Consider the following 16,921-nt stretch of genomic DNA (forward strand, 5'->3'; position numbering starts at 1 on the left):
GGTTGCGCCCCAGGTCAAGACAAGGCTCTCGATGTCTCCTGGCAGGCGTGCGCTGCGCTTCGTCTTGCCCTTGGCACCGGCGAAATCGGGCTGCTTTAGGTCTTACCTGACGACATGAACACTTTCACCTCAGAAAAGAGTTGGGCATGCCCCTTGCCATTGTTACTCCGATCCAGCCCTCCAGGAGCCGCCTGAGACTCTGCGCGACCATGACCGCGCTGGCGACCAGCGCCGTCCTCCTGCTCAGCGGCTGTGCTGATGCGGAACCGTCCGCTGACGCAGGATCCGATCACTCACTGGTGGTTGAGCATAATCTAGACGGACTGAATGCACGGGAAATCATCAAGCGCCTCGACACAACGAAGGTGGCAGATCGCTCGTCTGAACTCATCGCTTCGATTGAACCCGACCAACTCGTCCTGACCGACGATCAGAACAATCAAACCACTCTGCCGATGCCAAAAGACGAATTCTACGTCTCTATCGCCCCATATCGCGGCCAGACTCACGAATGCTACTTTCACAGCCTCACTACTTGCCGCGGCGAGCTCGCCAATACTGACGTCGACGTCACCGTGGTCGAGGCGACGTCCGGGAAGACCATCCTCGATGAAACACTCACGACTTACGACAACGGATTCGTCGGACTCTGGCTGCCCCGCGGCATTGACGCGACGCTCACGGTCAGAACCGAAGACCGCACCGCGAAACAAGACATCTCGACCCGCCTCGACGACCCCACCTGCTTGACTGGTCTTCAGCTGGCTTGACGCCCGGACGCTGAAAATGGCGAGGAGCTGCAGATCACCGCGATGGGCGAGCCGCGGCTTCGGAGGGTGAGCACGACTGACTTGCTGATTGCATCGATATCCTTCAATATAGAGGCATGTCTAATCAAGCATCTCTCACTGCACCCTCTGTGACGCGACGGCTCTCGACCCTGGACAGGTGGCTGCCGCTGTGGATCGGGCTGGCGATGGTCGCAGGCCTCCTCCTGGGACGATTCATCCCTGGAATCTCCAATCTGTTGTCGCATCTGGAGCTCGGCGGGATCTCCGTGCCGATCGCGCTCGGACTCCTCGTGATGATGTACCCGGTCCTGGCCAAGGTCCGCTACGACAAAGTCGCCGCTGTCACTGGCGACAAGAAACTCCTCATCTCCTCTCTGGTGCTCAATTGGCTCGCTGGCCCAGCGATCATGTTCGCCCTGGCCTGGATTTTCCTGCCCGACCTTCCCGAGTACCGCACCGGACTCATCATCGTCGGCCTTGCCCGTTGCATCGCCATGGTCGTGATCTGGAACGACCTGGCCTGCGGCGACCGAGAGGCGACCGCAGTGCTGGTGGCGATCAACTCGGTCTTCCAAGTCGTCATGTTCTCCGTCCTCGGCTGGTTCTACCTCAGCGTCCTACCGAGCTGGCTCGGTCTGGACACACATGGGCTCGAGGTCTCGATGGGTCAGATCGCTCTCAATGTCCTCGTCTTCCTCGGAGTGCCCCTGATCGCTGGGTTCGCCTCGCGGTGGATCGGTGAGAAGCGCAAGGGGCGAGACTGGTACGAGGAGAAATTCGTCCCAAAGGTCGGACCATGGGCCCTGTACGGGCTGCTGTTCACCGTCGTATTGCTCTTCGCCCTCCAAGGTGAGCAGATCACGAGCCAGCCTCTGGATGTCGTCCGGATCGCGCTGCCGCTGCTGGTGTACTTCACCGTCATGTGGTTCGCAGGTCTGTTGCTGGGCAAGGGCATCGGACTCGGCTATGCACGGTCGACCACTCTGGCATTCACCGCTGCGGGCAACAACTTCGAGCTGGCGATCGCCGTCGCGATCGGCACCTTCGGCGCGGCCTCCGGTCAAGCGCTGGCCGGCGTCGTCGGACCGCTCATCGAGGTGCCTGTCCTCGTCGGCCTCGTCTACGTCTCCCTCTGGGCCGCCAAGGCGTGGTTCCGCACCGATCCCTATAACCAGGAGGTACGAGCATCATGACCGACGAAGTACTGACGCCGTCATCCCCCGGCGGGGATTGCCTGCCCCAGGTACCGCCGGCTTCGGCTGGTCTCGGCCAGGAGATTGCCGCGACCCTTGCTGGCACTCTCAAGGCCCTCGCCGAACCGTTGCGTCTGCGGATGCTCTCGGCAATCGCTGTCGATCCTCGTGGAGAGTCGTGCGTGTGCGATCTCGCCGAGCTCGCCGACGTCTCTCAGCCGACCGTGTCCCACCATCTCAAGGTCCTCCGGACAGTGGGGCTGCTCGATTCCGAGCGCCGTGGGACCTGGGTCTGGTACCGCGTCGCTCCAGAGAAGGAGGCCGCCGTCGCCGCCTTGCTCGAGGGGTTCGCGCCCGCGGTTGTCGCTCCCACGGTGGAAGCGGAGACGACGACCGCCGCAGAGCTGGAGGGCATGGCCCTGCATATCGAACGCCTGGCCGCCGACCTCGCGAATGCGACGCCGCAGGTGCCGCAGGAGACCATCACCAGCATTGTCCGGGACTCGCACACTGCACTGGCTCGGTCGGCGAAGATCACACGCTACCTGGTGCCCCTGACCGAGCGCTTTGCCCGGCAGCGGCTGGCTGACCTCACCCGCGACCCAGCGACCGCCCCGCCACAAGTTCTATTCGTCTGCGTCGCCAACGCAGGTCGATCCCAGCTGGCAGCGGCGCTGACCCACAGTTTGTCCGGGGGCAGGGTTATCGCTCGGTCCGCCGGCTCGACCCCGGCGGTAGGCGTCCACCCGCACGTGCGCGACCTCGTCGCCGAGATCTACCGCGAGGCCGCCGACGAGGCGTTCCCCAAGCCGCTCACCGACGACGCTATTCGCGCAGCCGATGTGGTGGTGACCATGGGGTGCGGCGACGCCTGCCCCATCGTCCCCGGAGTCCGATACGAGGACTGGGCCGTCGGCGACCCGGCCTTGGCCTCGCCGGAGGGACTCGCCGCAATTCGTGACGACATCGCCGCACACGTCAGCCGACTCCTCAACACGCTCACCACCGAATGACTGAGAGAAGCACAGACATGAACGATCAAACACCCTCCGTCCTGTTCGTCTGCGTCCACAACGCCGGCCGCTCCCAGATGGCCGCCGGCTGGCTGCGCCACCTCGCTGGCGACCGCATCGAGGTCCGCTCGGCAGGATCCATGCCCGCCGAGCAGATCAACCCGGTCGCTGTAGAGGCCATGGCCGAGGCGGGGATCGACATCACCGCCGAGGAGCCCAAGGTCCTCACCACCGAGGCCGTGCAGGACTCCGACGTCGTGATCACGATGGGCTGCGGTGACGCTTGCCCGTTCTTCCCCGGCAAGCGCTACGAGGACTGGAAGCTCGACGATCCCGCTGGCCAGGGCATCGAGGCGGTGCGCCCGATCCGCGACGAAATCAGGTCTCGGATCGAGACGCTCATCTCAGAGTTGCTCGGCCAGGACCCGGCGCGGGCGTGAGTGACGTCGTCGTCATCGGAGGAGGCCAGGCCGGTCTCTCCGCCGGATACTTCCTCAGCCGCGCCGGCCTGGACTTCGTCATCCTCGACGAACAGGAACGACCGGGCGGGGCCTGGCAGCACGGCTGGCAATCGCTCAGGATGTTCTCCCCAGCCCAGTACAGTCCTCTGCCCGGATGGCCGATGCCTGCCCAGACCGGCGAGGAGTTCCCCACCGCGAGCCACGTTGTGGACTACCTCGCACGATACGAGGAGCGCTACGAGTTGCCTGTGCGCCGATCGGTCGGTGTCACCAGCGTCCGCCGGGAGAATGATCGTTGGATCGTGGAGACGGACGCAGGCTCTCTGAAAGCCGCTGCGGTGATCAGTGCCACCGGCACGTGGCAGAGCCCCTACCTGCCGTACGTCCCCGGTCAGGGCACGTTCTCCGGCAGGCAGCTGCACACCGTCGACTACGACTCGCCCGGCATGTTCGCCGGCCAACGGGTCGTGGTCGTCGGAGGAGGGAACTCGGCCGCGCAGATTCTCGCCGAGGTCTCCATGGTGGCCGAGACGCTGTGGGTCACCCGGCACCCGCCGCGATTCATGCCAGACGATGTCGACGGCAGAGTGCTCTTTGACGTCGCTACCGCCCGCGAGGCAGCCCGTCGCTCTGGCCGGAACCACGACGGTGTGGCCGGACTTGGAGACATCGTCATGGTGCCTCCCGTACAGGCAGCACGAGATCGCGGTGTCCTGGACCGTTCGCCCATGTTCGACCGCCTCAGCCCGACGGGAGTCTCCTGGAATGACGGCCGCGAGCACGAGTGCGATGCGATCATCTGGTGCACCGGCTTCCGCCCACACCTCAGCCACCTGAGCGGGCTCGGACTGACGCGCGAGAACGGCCATCCCGCCACCGACGGAACTCGAAGCATCGACCACCGTGGGCTGCACTTGCTCGGCTACGGCGACTGGACCGGATTCGCCTCCGCCACCATCATCGGCGCGGCTCGCACCGCCAAGCCCGCCGTCGCCGAGATCGGCGCTCGGATGGCTAGGGCCCAACGCTGATGTCGAGCGTATCGATGGCGCAGATGATATTGACGTCTATCGATGCGTCGCGTAGATTCTATATAGATCATCATCGAATCAAGGAGTTGCAGATGGACTGCTGGGAACACGAAGCGGCCGGGCAGGGTTCTGTCCCCGCCGTCGCCTTCTGCCAGCACTGCGGCGCGGCGCTGTGCCGGGAGCATGCGACAGTCTGCGCGGACGAGCGCGTGCGCCAGAACGCCGTGGGATCGCCCACGCGCCTGCTGCCCGATGGCCGGAAGATCTGCTGCGCGACTTGCCGCGAAGCTTTCGTCGAGTCCGTCTCCGTGCACCGAGCGGAGCAACGTCGGCGCGAACTGGCAGCCACTGGGCCAGAGTCCGCTGCCAAGTCGTGCTGATGCCGCTGGCGCGCCCCTGTTGATGAGTGGTGGACATGAACGCCATCCACTGGTCCCTCGACAATGACGAGCCGCTGGCATGCGGGGACTGCTCGGCCGCGATGACATCGCGGCCCGTGTCCGCGAGCTCCTGGTGGCTCTTCGCGTCGACTGAACAAAGGTAGATATCGTGATCGAGAAGAAGCCGACCGTCCTGTTCGTCTGCGTCAAGAACGCAGGCAAGTCGCAGATGGCCGCCGCACTCATGCGCCAGGTCGCCGGCAACTCCGTCCGGGTGCACTCGGCGGGCACCTCCCCTGGGACAGCGCTCAACGCCCTGTCCGCTGTCTCTGTCGCCGAGGTCGGGGCGAGCATAGACGGCGAGCACCCGAAACCGATTAGTCCCGACCTGCTGCGGACTGTGGACCGCGTCGTCGTGATCGGCGACGAGGCTGTCGTCGAGCCTGTGCCGGGGATGGCCGGGACTATCGAGACATGGACGATCGACGAGCCCTCGGCGCGAGGGATCGAGGGCGAGGAACGAATGCGCCTGGTCCGCGACGAGCTCGCCGAAAAGGTCCGTTGCCTGGCCGCGGAGCTTGTCAAGATGTCAGAGCCCTGAGCCGGTCACGCACCCATCGCCGTCGTCGCCTTCGCCCGCCTGGATGTTCTCTGGCGCGTTGGCGATCCTGAACACCGCCTCAAGGTCAGCGAGGACGGCGAAGCCGCTGACGACGGGGGCGGTCGCTTCGGCCGTCGGATTCACCAGGAGAGACTTGTCACCAGCAGCACTCACGTCACCACACATATGGATGCCAAAGGTCGACTGCGTCCACGATCGCCTCCCACCCGCTCGACTTTCACTCCATCATCAGCCGGTGCGCCGGCGCGCCCATCCGGCTACGGGTTATCCGCGTGTCCCCGTTGAGCTCAGTACCGAATTGAGCAGCTCATGGCACTCACCGCTGGTCGTCAATCCAGTCTTGCGCGCAGCGCCGCTTCGATCTGCTTCTGACCGGGTGCGCCAGCGAGTCCGCTCCCCGAGGCATAGACCCGGCACGCCAGCGAACGAACTCGTGTCGTTGGGAACAGGTCGACGCCGTCGACGAGGATCGTGGGCGAGCCTGCGAACTGCGTGTTCGTTGCATCGACCTCCGTATGAATCGTGACGATTTGGATGGGCACGGCCGTGAGTTCGAGAGCATCCAGCGCTGCGCGTGCGTTGGCTTCGGCGCTGACCGTGTTCGGGCAGTCGACGATGTGGAGCAGTTCGACCTTCACGAGATCCGCTCCTTCCGCGTCCGCGCTGCGCGCAGGCCGTTGAGGATCACGACCACCTCGGCGATCTCGTGCACCAGCACCACGGCGGCGAGTCCCAGGACGCCGAAGAGCGCGAGCGGCAGAAGCGCGGCGATGATCAGCAGCGACAGGATGATGTTCTGGTTGATGATGTGCCGCCCGCGCCGCGCGTGGTCGAACGCGCGCGGGAGTAGGCGCAGGTCGTGGCCGGTGAACGCGACGTCGGCGGACTCGATCGCCGCGTCGGAGCCGGTCGCGCCCATCGCGATCCCGATGTCCGCGGCTGCCAGCGCCGGGGCGTCGTTGATGCCGTCGCCGATCATCGCCACCGACCCGTGCTGGCCGAGTTCGTCGATCGCAGCGGCCTTGTCTTCGGGGCGCAGCTCCGCGCCGACGTCGTCGATCCCGGCCTGCGCAGCGAGGGCACGTGCGGTGCGGGCGTTGTCGCCGGTGAGCATGGTCACGCCGACGCCCTGGGACGCGAGCGTGCCGACGACCTCAGGGACCTCCGGTCGCAGCTCGTCACGGACGCCGATCGCGGCGACCGGCTCGCCGTCGCGGTGGACGATCACGACCGTCATGCCCTGCTCCTCCAGGCCCGCTACCCGGTCGTCGAGCGTCCCGGCGTTCAGCCAGCGGGGACTGCCGACGGTGATCCGCGCGCCGTCGAGCTCGCCTCCGATCCCGTGCCCGGCCTGCTCGGCCACGCCGTCGGCCGCAGGAGCGCCGGGAGAGGCAGCGGTGATCGCGGCCGCGAGGGGGTGGGTGCTGTGCTGCTCCAGTGCGGCCGCCCACGCCAGCGCCTCCGCCTCGCTCACACCGTCAGCGGTGAGGACGGTGGTGACGGTGGGCTCGCCCAGGGTGAGAGTGCCGGTCTTGTCGACGGCGACGTGACGGATCACGCCGAAGCGCTCGAACACGGCACCCGACTTGATGATCACCCCGAACTTGCTCGCCGACCCGATCGCGGCGACCACGGTCAACGGGACCGAGATCGCCAGCGCGCACGGCGACGCCGCCACGAGGACGACGAGGGCGCGAGTGATCCACAGCTCCGGGTCTCCGATCAGCGACCCGATCAGCGCCACCAGTGCAGCGAGGATCAGCACGCCGGGCACTAAAGGCCGGGCGATCCGGTCGGCGAGGCGGGCGCGGTCGCCCTTCTCGGCCTGCGCCTGCTCCACCAGCTCAACGATCGTGGTCAGCGAGTTGTCGGTGCCCGCCGCAGTCGTCTCGACCTCAAGCGCACCCGCGGTGTTGATCGCTCCCGCCGACACGGCGTCGCCGGGATCGACCTCGACCGGGATCGACTCGCCGGTGATCGCGGAGGTGTCCAGGCTGGAGCGTCCCGTGCGGACGATTCCGTCGGTCGCGATCCGCTCGCCCGGCCGCACCAGCATGAGCTGGCCGACGGCGAGGTCTTTCGCGGCGACCTCGACCGATGCGCCGTCGCGCCGGATGGCGGCGGTCTCCGGGACGAACTTGAGCAGCGCCCGGAGCCCGCCGCGGGCGCGGTCCATCGCCTTGTCCTCCAGTGCTTCCGCGATCGAGTAGAGGAACGCAAGGGCGGCGGCTTCCTCGACATAGCCGAGGATCACCGCACCTACCGCGCTGATCGTCATCAGCAAGCCGATCCCCAGCTTGCCCTTGAACAGCTTCCGGATCGCACCCGGCGTGAACGTCGACGCTCCCAGCAGCAGGCCGATCCAGAACAACACCAGCGCCAGGATCTCCGTCCCGGACCACTCCAACGCCAGACCGGTCAGGAAGGCGACGCCGGAGAAGACCGGGACCACGATCCCGCGATCGCGCCACCAGGGGCGCTCCGTCTCCTCGGGTTCTTCGTCGGTCGTGGTCTCGGGCTCGTCGCAGCCGCACGCCGCGCTCACTCGCCCGCCCCCGTCCCGCAGCAGCCGGGCACGGTGCACCGAGAGTCCACACAGGGCGCGTGCTCATCGACGGCCAGCGTCACGTCCACGAGCGCCGTGAGCGCCGCCGCGAGATGAGGGTCGGCGATCTCGTAGCGCGCCTGCCGCCCCTCGGGCTCGGCGACCACGATCCCGCAGTCGCGCAGGCATGTCAGGTGGTTCGACACGTTCGAGCGCGTCAGCTCCAGCTCGCGCGAGAGCACGGCCGGGTAGCTCGGGCCGTCGAGCAGGGTCATCAAGATACGGGATCGCGTCGGGTCCGCCATGGCCCGGCCGAGCCGGTTCATGACGCCGAGGCGTGAAGCAATGGTCAGCATATACTGAATTATACAGTGTACGCTGAACTATTGTCGATCCCTGTGTTGGCTCGACGCTGACCCCACCGCAGGGATCCCCTCGATGACTTCACGATCGGCGGCGAAGATTGCCGACCTGCATGTCCAGCGGGCGCATTTGACCGGCGGTTGCCTCTCTCCCGTGTGTGCTGGCGACCATGAGCACGGTGCCCGTGGCGGCCACCGCGGCCAGGATCGCGAACCCGGTTGCGTAGTTGCCGGTGACCTCGGCGAGGACCGCACCGGCCCCGGGAGCCAAGGCGGTGGCCAGCAGGACCGGGAGGCCGAGGACGCCAGAGAGGCGGCCGTATCCGCGTGCGCCCCACCGGTCGGTGACCGCGGTCGCCTGGAGCAGCGTCGCGATGCCGCGTCCGACTCCGGCGGTCATCGACGCCGCGACGAGCAGACCAACCGGCCCGGGGACCACAGCGAGCACCGCGGTGCTGACGGTGACGAGGCCGAACACGGTCGCAGTGCGCACGGTCAGCGAGGCATGTCGGGCAAGAGCGGTGTAGACGAGCCGACCGGCGACCTGGCCGAGACCGCCGAGGCCGAGCACCCAGGCGGCGGCCTGAGGACTCAGGCCGCGCTCGAGCATGAGCGGTACCAGAGCCAGCAGCGCAGCGTACATGGCCAGGGCGACCAAGGTCAGTCCGGCGGCAAGCAGCCGGAACCGTGCGTCCCGGACGACGCCAGAGGCATAGGCCTTCTCGGCCTCTGGTTCCTCCGCGTCGACGTGCACCGGGTGGGGCCAGGGGCGTCGCAGCACGAGCGAGTGGATCGGGAGCGTGAGGACCGCCAGCACGACCGCCGCCCAGAGGTAGGTGCCTCGCCATCCCACCTGTTCATACGCGGCTGCGGTCAACGGCGCGAAGACCGTGCTCGCCAGTCCTGCCACCAGCGTCAAGGTGGTCAGCGCGCCGAGGCGGCCGGCTGCGAACCAGCCGGTGATCGCGGCGAAGGCCGGCGGGTAGAGCACTCCGGCCATGGCGACTCCGGCCAGCGCCCAGCCGACGATGAACACCAGCAGGTTCGGCGACGCGGCGATCACCACCAGCGTCACGACGCCGAGACCCGAGCCAGCCGTCATGACGAGACGGGGTCCGTGCCGATCGATAAAGCGCCCGACCGGCACCCCGGCCAACGCCGACACAGCCAGGGCCACAGAGAACGCCGAGGTGACGGCCACCGGCGACCACCCGGTGTCCGCGCTGATCCGCGGAGCGAGCACCGGGAAGGCGTAGTAGAGCAGTCCCCAGGAGACGATCTCGGTCACGCACAGCGCCGCCAGCACCGCGCCCAGCGACGGGCGATGGGCGCGCTCAGGCAACGGCCACGCCCCGCGGCTGCCTGATCAGGGCGTCGACCACGTACCGGGCGTCGCGGTGGACCCCGCGCAGCGTGTTCGAGGAGAACGAGCGCTGGAACTCCAGGCCGAGGAATCCCAGCCCCGGCAGCGAAGTCGCCACGCCGCGGTCGTGCCTCGGCGCGCCGGCCCGGTCGAGGACGCCGAGCGAGGCGAGGTAGGGCAGGTGCGGCCGGTAGCCGGTCGCGAAGACCACCGAGTCGACCTCCTCGCAGGATCCGTCGGGCCACACGACCCCGTCCGGGGAGAACGCGGCGAACATCGGCCGCTGGTCGGGCCGGGCAGCCTCCAGCGCCCTCCTGTACTTTCCGGCGTCGATGACCGGTGTGCCTGTGATAATCCTGTTCAGGACCGACGGCGGCAGGAGGTCGGCGCGGGTGAGTTGCAACCACCAGTGCAGGTCACGCCCGGCGATCACCTGCGGCGCGAACCGCAGCCGGTCCCGCACCGCCAGCGACGTCCGGGCGTGCTCAGCCAGTTCGTGGGCGACCTGGACGGCGGAGTTGCCCGCCCCGACGACCACGACCCGCTGACCGGCGAACTCCTCCGGCGATCGGTAGTCGGCCACGTGCAGGACCCGGCCCTGGAATGCCTCCCTGCCGGGGATCGTCGGCACGTAGGGGCTGGCAAACGACCCCGAGGCAGCGACGAGCGCGTCCCCAACCAGGCGGCTCCCGTCGGCCAGCTCCACGGCAAAGCCCGGGCCGTCGGCGGCGACCTCGGTGACGCGGGCACCGGTGCGGACCTCGACGCCCAGCCACGCTGCGTAGCTGCGCAAGTAGTCGGCGACCTCGTCGCGGCCCGGGTACCCGTCGGGGTCGCCGGGGAACGGGTGACCCGGGAAGGCGCTGTACCGGCGAGGGGAGAATAGCCGCAGGCTGTCGTAGTAGCGCGGCCACGACCCGACTGGCTCGTCACCAGCCTCGATCACCACCGGCTCCCAGCCTCGGTCGCGGCCGGCACGGGCCGCGGCGAGGCCGGACTGCCCGCCGCCCACGATCAGCAGGCGACCGCGGCTCATCCGTCGGTCCTCGTGCCGATCTGGACCAGCTGGGGCGCGGGTGTGCAGCATCCGCCCGACGTCGCCTGCTCCGGGGGGTCGAACAGGCCGGACCCGCCGCACACGCCGGTGTCGGGCAGCTCCAGCTCGACTCGGTCAGCCGCCTCGTGATCGCCGGCGAGCTCGGCGGCGACGCTGCGGACCTGCTCGTATCCGGTCATCGCCAGGAACGTCGGCGCGCGGCCGTAGGACTTCGCGCCGACGATGTAGAAGCCCGGCTCCGGGTGGGCGAGGTCGGCTGCTCCCGTGGCGCGCACTGAGCCGCAGGAGTGAAGGTTTGGGTCGACTTCAGTGGCGACCTTCGTCGGAGCCTGCAGGCGCACGTCGAGGTCGAGGCGGACCTCGGAGAGGAACGACAGGTCCGGTCGGAAGCCCGTCGCGACGACCACTCGGTCCGCGGGCTCGAGCCGCCGCCCGTCTTCGCCCACCAAGACTGCCCGACCATCCTCGACGAGGACCCGCTCGACACGGAACCCGGTGACGAGGTCGACGTGGCCGTCTTCGACGGCCTTCTTTGCCCGCAAGCCCAGGGCACCGCGCTCGGGCAACTCGTCAGCCGACCCGCCACCGAAGGCGTTGCCGACGGTACCGCGGCGCAGCGCCCAGGTCACCCGGGTGCCCGGCTCGCGGCGGACCACTGCCGCGAGGTCGCCGATTGCTGTCGCGGCCGAGTGGCCGCTGCCGACCACGACGACGTGCTTGCCAGCCAGTTCGGCGGCCTCGTCGCGGCTCGGCGTGCGGTGATCAAGCAATCCGGCTTCGACGGCGGCGTGCTCGCCGAGAGCAGTCAGTCCCTCCGCGCCCGCCGGGCTCGGGGCCCGCCAGGTGCCTGACGCGTCGACGACGGCCTGGGCTTCGAGCCTCTCTTCTTCGCCGTCGGCGCGGCGGATGTGCACGACGAACGGCTGCTCCGCGCGGCCGGCGTCGACGGAGAGGTCGCGGCCCTTACGGCCCACCCCCACGACGCGCGAGCCGTAACGAACACGGTCGCCCAGCGCCTCGGCCAGCGGGGCCAGGTACTCCTCGACCCACTGAGAGCCGCTCGGGTAGCCGGTCTCGGGCGCGCTCCAGCCGGTCGGCTCGAGCAGCCGGCGCGACGCTGGGTCAATGAGTTCGGACCACGGCGAGAACAGGCGGACGTGGCCCCACTCGACCACGGCCGACGCCGGGCCGTCGCCCGACTCCAGGACCAGAGGCTCCAGGCCTCGCTCGAGCAGATGAGCAGCAGCGGCCAGGCCCTGCGGACCGGCCCCAATAACGACGACAGGATTCACTTCAACCTCCATGTATTGACGTTCTTCGATGGATTGAGCTTGCCTCACGTATCGACAGATGTCAATGCGTCAGGCAGAATGGAAGCATGAGCACTCCCCCAGCCATCGAATCCGCGGCCGACGTCGCGCCCTGCTGCGTCCTCGGTGAGACGATCGACGACACTGTCGCCCAGGATCTCGCCAAGGTGTTCAAGGCCCTCGGCGACCCCACCCGGGTCAAGCTGATGGCGCTTATCGCCGGCAGCACCGAGGGCGAGATGTGCGTCTGCGACCTCACAGAACCGGTGGGCCTGTCACAGCCGACGGTCTCCCACCACATGAAGCTGCTAGTCGATGCCGGCCTCGTCGAACGCGAGCAGCGCGGACGCTGGGCCTACTACCGGCCCACCATCGACACCCTCGCCGCCGCAGCAAAGGCGCTCATCGCCTGATGGGAGGCGCGTCGTCCGGGCCTATGACGCCGACCGACTGGCCCGCCGTCGACACGAACAACAACGCGATCGTCTTCGCCAGGTATGAGGTCGAGTCGCCGGCTCTGCCTCGACCCATGCCATGGTCCGAGGCGTCGTCGAGCACCCGGTGAACGTCGGTCTAGCAGCGGTCGCGATGGCAGCGTCGATCCGCTCGAGAACCTCGACAGCGCGCTTGACCACTGCGACAACATCGTCGACACTGCAGACTTCTACTTATGGGCCCGTCGGCGAGGTCATCTGGTAAGCGCTCCAATGCCCCTGAACTCTAGTGCAACCTCGTCGCATAGAGCGCGAGTGCCGAGGCCGCCGCGACGTTTAACGAGTCAACTCCGCCCATCATCGGGATCGTGACTCTTCTGTCGAGCCGCTGCTCAGTCGCTTGAGTCAGCCCAGGACCCTCGGAGCCGAAGACGAGAGCGAGCTTCTCATAATCTTCAGCGACCAGCTCGTCCAAAGTGATCGCGCCCTCGCCTAGAGTCATGCCCGCAACGACGAACCCTGCATCCTGGAGGGTGTCGATGCTCTCTGGCCAAGGATCGATTCTTGTCCACGGCACTTGGAAGACCGTACCCATCGACACTCGGATCGCTCGCCGGTACAAGGGGTCAGCGCAACGAGGGGTCACGAGGACCGCATCGACGCCCATCGCTGCGGCAGAACGAATTAGAGCACCAACGTTCGTATGGTCGACGATATCTTCGATGATGACGATGCGCCTGGCGTCCTCGACCAGGGAAGCGACCGGGGCCAGGGCGGGTCGGGCCATCGCTGCCAGGGCACCTCGGTGCAGGTGGAATCCGGTCAGTGTTTCGACGGCGGCATCCGTGCCGATGAAGATCGGCACATCGCTCTCAGAAATGATGTCGGCTAAGTCGAACAGCCACTTCGGGCTGGTCAGGAACGACCGAGGAGACAGACCGGCGGCATGAGCGCGGCGGATGATCTTCGAGGACTCGGCGATGAACAGCCCCTCGGCGGGTTCGCGGACGCTGCGCAGGGCGACATCGGTCAACTGCGTGTAGTCGCGCATGCCCTCGAGGCACCCGTGCAGGCCATCACCCGAGCCGACCCCTGTCTTCCCGACCCCCGCGCTGCCGGCTGCCAGGTCCGCTTCGTCGAAGAAGCGCAGACGCTCGACGGCGATCCCAAGTTCAGCGGACCTGGCGATGACCTGCTGACGGGTCAGGGGCGCCTTGGCCGGAGTGTTCACAGCGCAATTCCGTTCACAGTGTGAGGATCCTCCAGATCGCAACGAGACCGAGCGCGACGATGACGGCGCGCAGCAGCACCGGCGAGAACTTCCGACCGATGCGGGCACCGAAGTACCCTCCGATGAGGGAGCCGATGGCAATGCAGACCACGGCGATCCAGTTGATCCGGTCGTGGCCGACGATGATGTACGTGCTCGCCGAGACCGTGTTGACGACGAGGACGAGCACATTCTTCAGACCGTTGAGACGCTGCAGATCGTCGGGCAGCAGCAGACCGAGCAGGGCGATGAGGATGATGCCCTGGGCGGCGGCGAAGTAGCCGCCGTAGATCGCGGTGAGGAAGACGACGAGGAGCACGGCGATGTAGCGGCCCGTGGACAGCCGGTCCCCCGCCTTGGCGGCTCGATGTTCGACGCCGGCAGCCTCGACCCGGCGTAGGGACCGATGCTTCAGATACCGCGAGAGATACGGCTGCCCCACGACCATGATCAAGGCCACGACAAGGAGGACGGGAACAATCGTCTCGAAGGCGTCTTCCGGCAGATGCAGCAGCAGATAGGCCCCGGTCAGCGACCCGAGCAATGAGGCGGGAACGAACCCGAGAATCCGTTTCCACTGCCCGCGCAGCTCTTCGCGGTACCCGAACGAGGAGGCGATGTTGCCGGGGATGAGACCGACCGCATTGCTCATCGTCGAGACCACCGGCGGAACTCCGAAGGCGACAAGTGCCGGGAAGGTGATGAGAGTTCCGGAGCCGACGACGGCATTGATGCCGCCCGCCGCGATTCCGGCGACGATGACGAGGCCGATCTGCCACGGCTCGAGGCTCAGGTGCGCCAGGAACTCCATGCTCAGTTCGCGGAGCGAGCGTGGTAGCGCTGACCGTCCCGGGTGAGCTTGACGTCGATGCCGAAGGTCGCAGCGAGATTCTCCGCAGTCAGGGTCTCCTCGATCGGACCTGCGGCAAGATCGGTGCCCTCGGAGAGCAGCAGCACATGCGTGATGCCCTCAGGGATCTCCTCGACATGATGGGTGACCATGATCGTGGCCGGAGCCCACTTCGACGACAGGATCTCCGAGAGCGCACCGAGCAGCTCCTCACGCCCTCCGAAGTCGAGTCCGGAAGCCGGCTCGTCGAGCAGCAGCAGCTCCGGGTCGGTCATGAGTGCACGCGCGATCTGCACGCGCTTGCGCTCGCCTTCGGACAGCGTGCCGAAGGTGCGATCAGCCAGATGCGTGATGTGGAACGCGGCCAGAAGATCGCGGGCGCGTTCGATGTCGTCCTGCTCGTATTCCTCGACCCAGCGTCCGGTGACGCCGTAGGCGGCGGTGAGGACGGTGTCGAGGACCGCTTCGGAACTCGGAATGCGGTTGGCCAGAATCGTCGAGGCATAGCCGATGCGCGGACGCAGTTCGAACACATCGACGCGCCCGAGCTGCTCCTCGAGGATGGTGGCTGTACCCTTCGTCGGATGCATGCGACCGGCCGCGATTTCGAGCAGGGTCGTCTTGCCCGCACCATTGGGTCCGAGCACCGCCCAGTGCTCGCCTTCGGCGACGGTCAGCGAGAAATCGTCGAGGAGGAAATTGGTCCCCCGGCGCACGGACACAGAATCCAGATTCAGGACTTCACTCATATCCTCAGACTCTATCGCAGACGAGCCGTCTATCCTGGTTCGACATGGACCTCACGACCGACTCACTGCTGCTGACCCTGGCGCTCAATCACCGTCTGCGCTCGACCCTCGCCCCTGACGAGGTCTCCTCTGCCTTCCTCGACGATGATCGTGATGTTCCTCTCATCGTCTCCGATGAGGTCTTCGACTCGGCCGTGCCCACCGGTCTGCTGCTGTTCATCGCCGAGGCGGCAGCCGCCGGAATCACGCATGCGCGCTTGGCGCTGCACCACCCGTCCCTGCCGCATACGACTCCCCCGGTCGATCGCACGGCCCGGACGAAGGTCGGCCGCCACTCGGCCCCCGTCGTCCTTCATCGCGGTGACGAACAGGCAGCGATCGCCCTCATCGGCGCCGAAGCGAACGTCGAGATCCTGGCCTGCCGGCCCACCGTCTTCCGCCCCGTCACGGTCGGAACCGCTGCAGAGGCGCTGCGGCGTCTGCGCCTGCTGGTGATGGAGGGCCTGGGGCTCATCGAGACCATCGACGTCCCCGAGGAATGGCGACAGGGGCCGTGGCGCGACTGGCAGGAGGAGCTGTCGACACTGCACCCGATCTCCCGGCTCATCCCCACCGAGGCGGATTCCCGGGCCATCTACGCCGCACTCGACATCCATCACCGGATGCGCACGGTCTTGGCCCCGGCCACCATCGCCCCACCCCGGTTCGGTGCGCTGCTGTCTCAGCTGCACCCCGCCGCCGCGGACTACATCATGGCTGTGGCTACGATGAAGGGGTGAATGAGACGCCCCAGGCCCATGCCTCCCAGATCCCCGTCCAGCTGCTCGTCATGGACGTCGATTCGACGTTCATCAACGAGGAGGTCATCGACCTCATCGCCGCCCACGCCGGAGTCGGAGACAAGGTCGCCGACATCACCGAACGGGCCATGGCCGGCGAACTCGACTTCGCCGCCTCCCTGGCCGAACGGGTCGCCCTGCTGACCGGACTGCCGGAGACCGTACTCGATGAGGTCCGCGAGCAGATCACCCTCACCGAGGGGGCTGCCGACCTGGTCGCGGCCGTGCACTCCTCCGGTGGCCAGGTGGCGTTGGTCTCAGGTGGCTTCACCGCCATCATCGCTCCCGTGGCCGCAGAATTGGGGATCACCGATGTCTTCGCCAACGGACTCGATGTCGAGGACGGCAAGCTGACCGGGCGGACGAACGGACGCGTCATCGATCCGAGTGCCAAGGCCGAGATCTTCGAGGATCTGCTGGCCGCCGGCGGATACGACCGTGCCGCCTCGGTGGCGGTCGGCGACGGCGCCAATGACATCGGCATGATCGAAGCCGCCGGACTCGGAGTCGCCTTCTGCGCGAAACCGGCCCTCGTCGCCGCCGCGGATGCGTCGGTGGAGACGCGGGATCTGCGTGCCGTGATCGACCTCGTGGCTGCCCGCGCGGACGGGTCTCACTGACTGATGACGACTGTGGCCCTGACGATGCATT

Annotated in this window: 19 protein-coding genes; 9 read left to right on the top strand and 10 right to left on the bottom strand. The window is 67.3% G+C overall.

What is annotated here, in order from left to right; translation table 11 throughout:
- Positions 1-146 precede the first annotated feature (146 nt).
- The 6 genes from ACVZTU_RS09645 to ACVZTU_RS09670 all read left to right on the top strand — a co-directional run bounded on the left by ACVZTU_RS09645 (position 147) and on the right by ACVZTU_RS09670 (position 5,470).
- Complete coding sequence (locus tag ACVZTU_RS09645; protein WP_482400287.1) at positions 147-770, top strand: CueP family metal-binding protein; 624 nt, start codon at positions 147-149, stop codon at positions 768-770.
- 116 nt (positions 771-886) lie between these two features.
- Positions 887-1,984, top strand: a complete 1,098-nt coding sequence (gene arsB, locus ACVZTU_RS09650) for an ACR3 family arsenite efflux transporter (protein ID WP_482400288.1) — start codon at positions 887-889, stop codon at positions 1,982-1,984.
- Positions 1,981-2,997: a metalloregulator ArsR/SmtB family transcription factor gene (locus tag ACVZTU_RS09655; protein WP_482400289.1), complete on the top strand. Its 1,017-nt coding sequence runs from the start codon at positions 1,981-1,983 to the stop codon at positions 2,995-2,997. The genes arsB and ACVZTU_RS09655 overlap by 4 nt, the downstream gene beginning before the upstream one ends.
- 17 nt (positions 2,998-3,014) lie before the next feature.
- Positions 3,015-3,437 carry an arsenate reductase ArsC gene (locus ACVZTU_RS09660; protein ID WP_482400290.1) on the top strand — a complete coding sequence of 141 codons (423 nt, stop codon included), beginning with the start codon at positions 3,015-3,017 and terminating at the stop codon, positions 3,435-3,437.
- On the top strand, positions 3,434-4,489 hold the full coding sequence (locus ACVZTU_RS09665) for an ArsO family NAD(P)H-dependent flavin-containing monooxygenase (RefSeq protein ID WP_482400291.1): 1,056 nt from the start codon (positions 3,434-3,436) through the stop codon (positions 4,487-4,489). Before ACVZTU_RS09660 ends, ACVZTU_RS09665 begins: the two co-directional genes overlap by 4 nt.
- 549 nt (positions 4,490-5,038) lie before the next feature.
- Positions 5,039-5,470, top strand: coding sequence for an arsenate-mycothiol transferase ArsC (locus ACVZTU_RS09670; protein ID WP_482400292.1), 432 nt, complete (start codon positions 5,039-5,041; stop codon positions 5,468-5,470).
- On the opposite strand, the gene ACVZTU_RS09675 is transcribed toward ACVZTU_RS09670, so the two are convergent.
- From ACVZTU_RS09675 to ACVZTU_RS09705, 7 genes are all read right to left on the bottom strand, one after another.
- Complete coding sequence (locus ACVZTU_RS09675; protein ID WP_482400293.1) at positions 5,459-5,614, bottom strand: hypothetical protein; 156 nt, start codon at positions 5,612-5,614, stop codon at positions 5,459-5,461. The two genes, ACVZTU_RS09670 and ACVZTU_RS09675, sit on opposite strands and share 12 nt — an antisense overlap.
- A gap of 206 nt (positions 5,615-5,820) precedes the next feature.
- On the bottom strand, positions 5,821-6,129 hold the full coding sequence (locus ACVZTU_RS09680; protein ID WP_482400294.1) for a hypothetical protein: 309 nt from the start codon (positions 6,127-6,129) through the stop codon (positions 5,821-5,823).
- A complete protein-coding gene (locus tag ACVZTU_RS09685) occupies positions 6,126-8,036 on the bottom strand; it encodes a heavy metal translocating P-type ATPase (protein ID WP_482400295.1) in 1,911 nt (636 codons plus the stop codon). The genes ACVZTU_RS09680 and ACVZTU_RS09685 overlap by 4 nt, the downstream gene beginning before the upstream one ends.
- A complete protein-coding gene (gene cmtR, locus ACVZTU_RS09690; protein ID WP_482400296.1) occupies positions 8,033-8,392 on the bottom strand; it encodes a Cd(II)/Pb(II)-sensing metalloregulatory transcriptional regulator CmtR in 360 nt (119 codons plus the stop codon). Before cmtR ends, ACVZTU_RS09685 begins: the two co-directional genes overlap by 4 nt.
- Positions 8,393-8,480: 88 nt before the next feature.
- Positions 8,481-9,740 (bottom strand): MFS transporter, encoded by a 1,260-nt coding sequence (locus ACVZTU_RS09695; protein ID WP_482400297.1) that lies wholly within the window; start codon positions 9,738-9,740, stop codon positions 8,481-8,483.
- A complete protein-coding gene (locus tag ACVZTU_RS09700; RefSeq protein WP_482400298.1) occupies positions 9,733-10,797 on the bottom strand; it encodes a flavin-containing monooxygenase in 1,065 nt (354 codons plus the stop codon). Before ACVZTU_RS09700 ends, ACVZTU_RS09695 begins: the two co-directional genes overlap by 8 nt.
- Positions 10,794-12,122 carry an NAD(P)-binding domain-containing protein gene (locus ACVZTU_RS09705; protein ID WP_482400299.1) on the bottom strand — a complete coding sequence of 443 codons (1,329 nt, stop codon included), beginning with the start codon at positions 12,120-12,122 and terminating at the stop codon, positions 10,794-10,796. Before ACVZTU_RS09705 ends, ACVZTU_RS09700 begins: the two co-directional genes overlap by 4 nt.
- Before the next feature lie 74 nt (positions 12,123-12,196).
- On the opposite strand from ACVZTU_RS09705, the gene ACVZTU_RS09710 reads away from it, so the two are divergent.
- On the top strand, positions 12,197-12,541 hold the full coding sequence (locus tag ACVZTU_RS09710) for an ArsR/SmtB family transcription factor (protein ID WP_482400300.1): 345 nt from the start codon (positions 12,197-12,199) through the stop codon (positions 12,539-12,541).
- A gap of 307 nt (positions 12,542-12,848) precedes the next feature.
- Here ACVZTU_RS09710 and ACVZTU_RS09715 read toward each other — a convergent pair whose 3' ends face one another.
- The 3 genes from ACVZTU_RS09715 to ACVZTU_RS09725 are packed head-to-tail and all read right to left on the bottom strand — an operon-like array spanning position 12,849 to position 15,431.
- Complete coding sequence (locus tag ACVZTU_RS09715; protein ID WP_482400301.1) at positions 12,849-13,793, bottom strand: TrmH family RNA methyltransferase; 945 nt, start codon at positions 13,791-13,793, stop codon at positions 12,849-12,851.
- A gap of 13 nt (positions 13,794-13,806) precedes the next feature.
- On the bottom strand, positions 13,807-14,643 hold the full coding sequence (locus tag ACVZTU_RS09720) for a sulfite exporter TauE/SafE family protein (protein WP_482400302.1): 837 nt from the start codon (positions 14,641-14,643) through the stop codon (positions 13,807-13,809).
- Positions 14,644-14,645: 2 nt separating this feature from the next.
- Positions 14,646-15,431 carry an ABC transporter ATP-binding protein gene (locus ACVZTU_RS09725; RefSeq protein ID WP_482400303.1) on the bottom strand — a complete coding sequence of 262 codons (786 nt, stop codon included), beginning with the start codon at positions 15,429-15,431 and terminating at the stop codon, positions 14,646-14,648.
- A 44-nt stretch (positions 15,432-15,475) separates the two neighbouring features.
- On the opposite strand from ACVZTU_RS09725, the gene ACVZTU_RS09730 reads away from it, so the two are divergent.
- Positions 15,476-16,210, top strand: a complete 735-nt coding sequence (locus ACVZTU_RS09730; RefSeq protein ID WP_482400304.1) for a hypothetical protein — start codon at positions 15,476-15,478, stop codon at positions 16,208-16,210.
- Positions 16,207-16,890 (top strand): phosphoserine phosphatase SerB, encoded by a 684-nt coding sequence (serB, locus tag ACVZTU_RS09735; RefSeq protein WP_482400305.1) that lies wholly within the window; start codon positions 16,207-16,209, stop codon positions 16,888-16,890. The genes ACVZTU_RS09730 and serB overlap by 4 nt, the downstream gene beginning before the upstream one ends.
- The last annotated feature ends 31 nt before the right edge of the window (positions 16,891-16,921 follow it).

The sequence above is a fragment of the Brevibacterium sp. OS20 genome (genome assembly GCF_056837565.1).

Coding starts and splice junctions, on each gene's coding strand:
- ACVZTU_RS09645 (WP_482400287.1), top strand. CDS start 147: ATGCCCCTTGCCATTGTTACTCCGATCCAGCCCTCCAGGAGCCGCCTG.
- arsB (WP_482400288.1), top strand. CDS start 887: ATGTCTAATCAAGCATCTCTCACTGCACCCTCTGTGACGCGACGGCTC.
- ACVZTU_RS09655 (WP_482400289.1), top strand. CDS start 1,981: ATGACCGACGAAGTACTGACGCCGTCATCCCCCGGCGGGGATTGCCTG.
- ACVZTU_RS09660 (WP_482400290.1), top strand. CDS start 3,015: ATGAACGATCAAACACCCTCCGTCCTGTTCGTCTGCGTCCACAACGCC.
- cmtR (WP_482400296.1), bottom strand. CDS start 8,392: ATGCTGACCATTGCTTCACGCCTCGGCGTCATGAACCGGCTCGGCCGG.
- ACVZTU_RS09700 (WP_482400298.1), bottom strand. CDS start 10,797: ATGAGCCGCGGTCGCCTGCTGATCGTGGGCGGCGGGCAGTCCGGCCTC.
- ACVZTU_RS09705 (WP_482400299.1), bottom strand. CDS start 12,122: ATGGAGGTTGAAGTGAATCCTGTCGTCGTTATTGGGGCCGGTCCGCAG.
- ACVZTU_RS09710 (WP_482400300.1), top strand. CDS start 12,197: ATGAGCACTCCCCCAGCCATCGAATCCGCGGCCGACGTCGCGCCCTGC.
- ACVZTU_RS09720 (WP_482400302.1), bottom strand. CDS start 14,643: ATGGAGTTCCTGGCGCACCTGAGCCTCGAGCCGTGGCAGATCGGCCTC.
- ACVZTU_RS09725 (WP_482400303.1), bottom strand. CDS start 15,431: ATGAGTGAAGTCCTGAATCTGGATTCTGTGTCCGTGCGCCGGGGGACC.
- ACVZTU_RS09730 (WP_482400304.1), top strand. CDS start 15,476: ATGGACCTCACGACCGACTCACTGCTGCTGACCCTGGCGCTCAATCAC.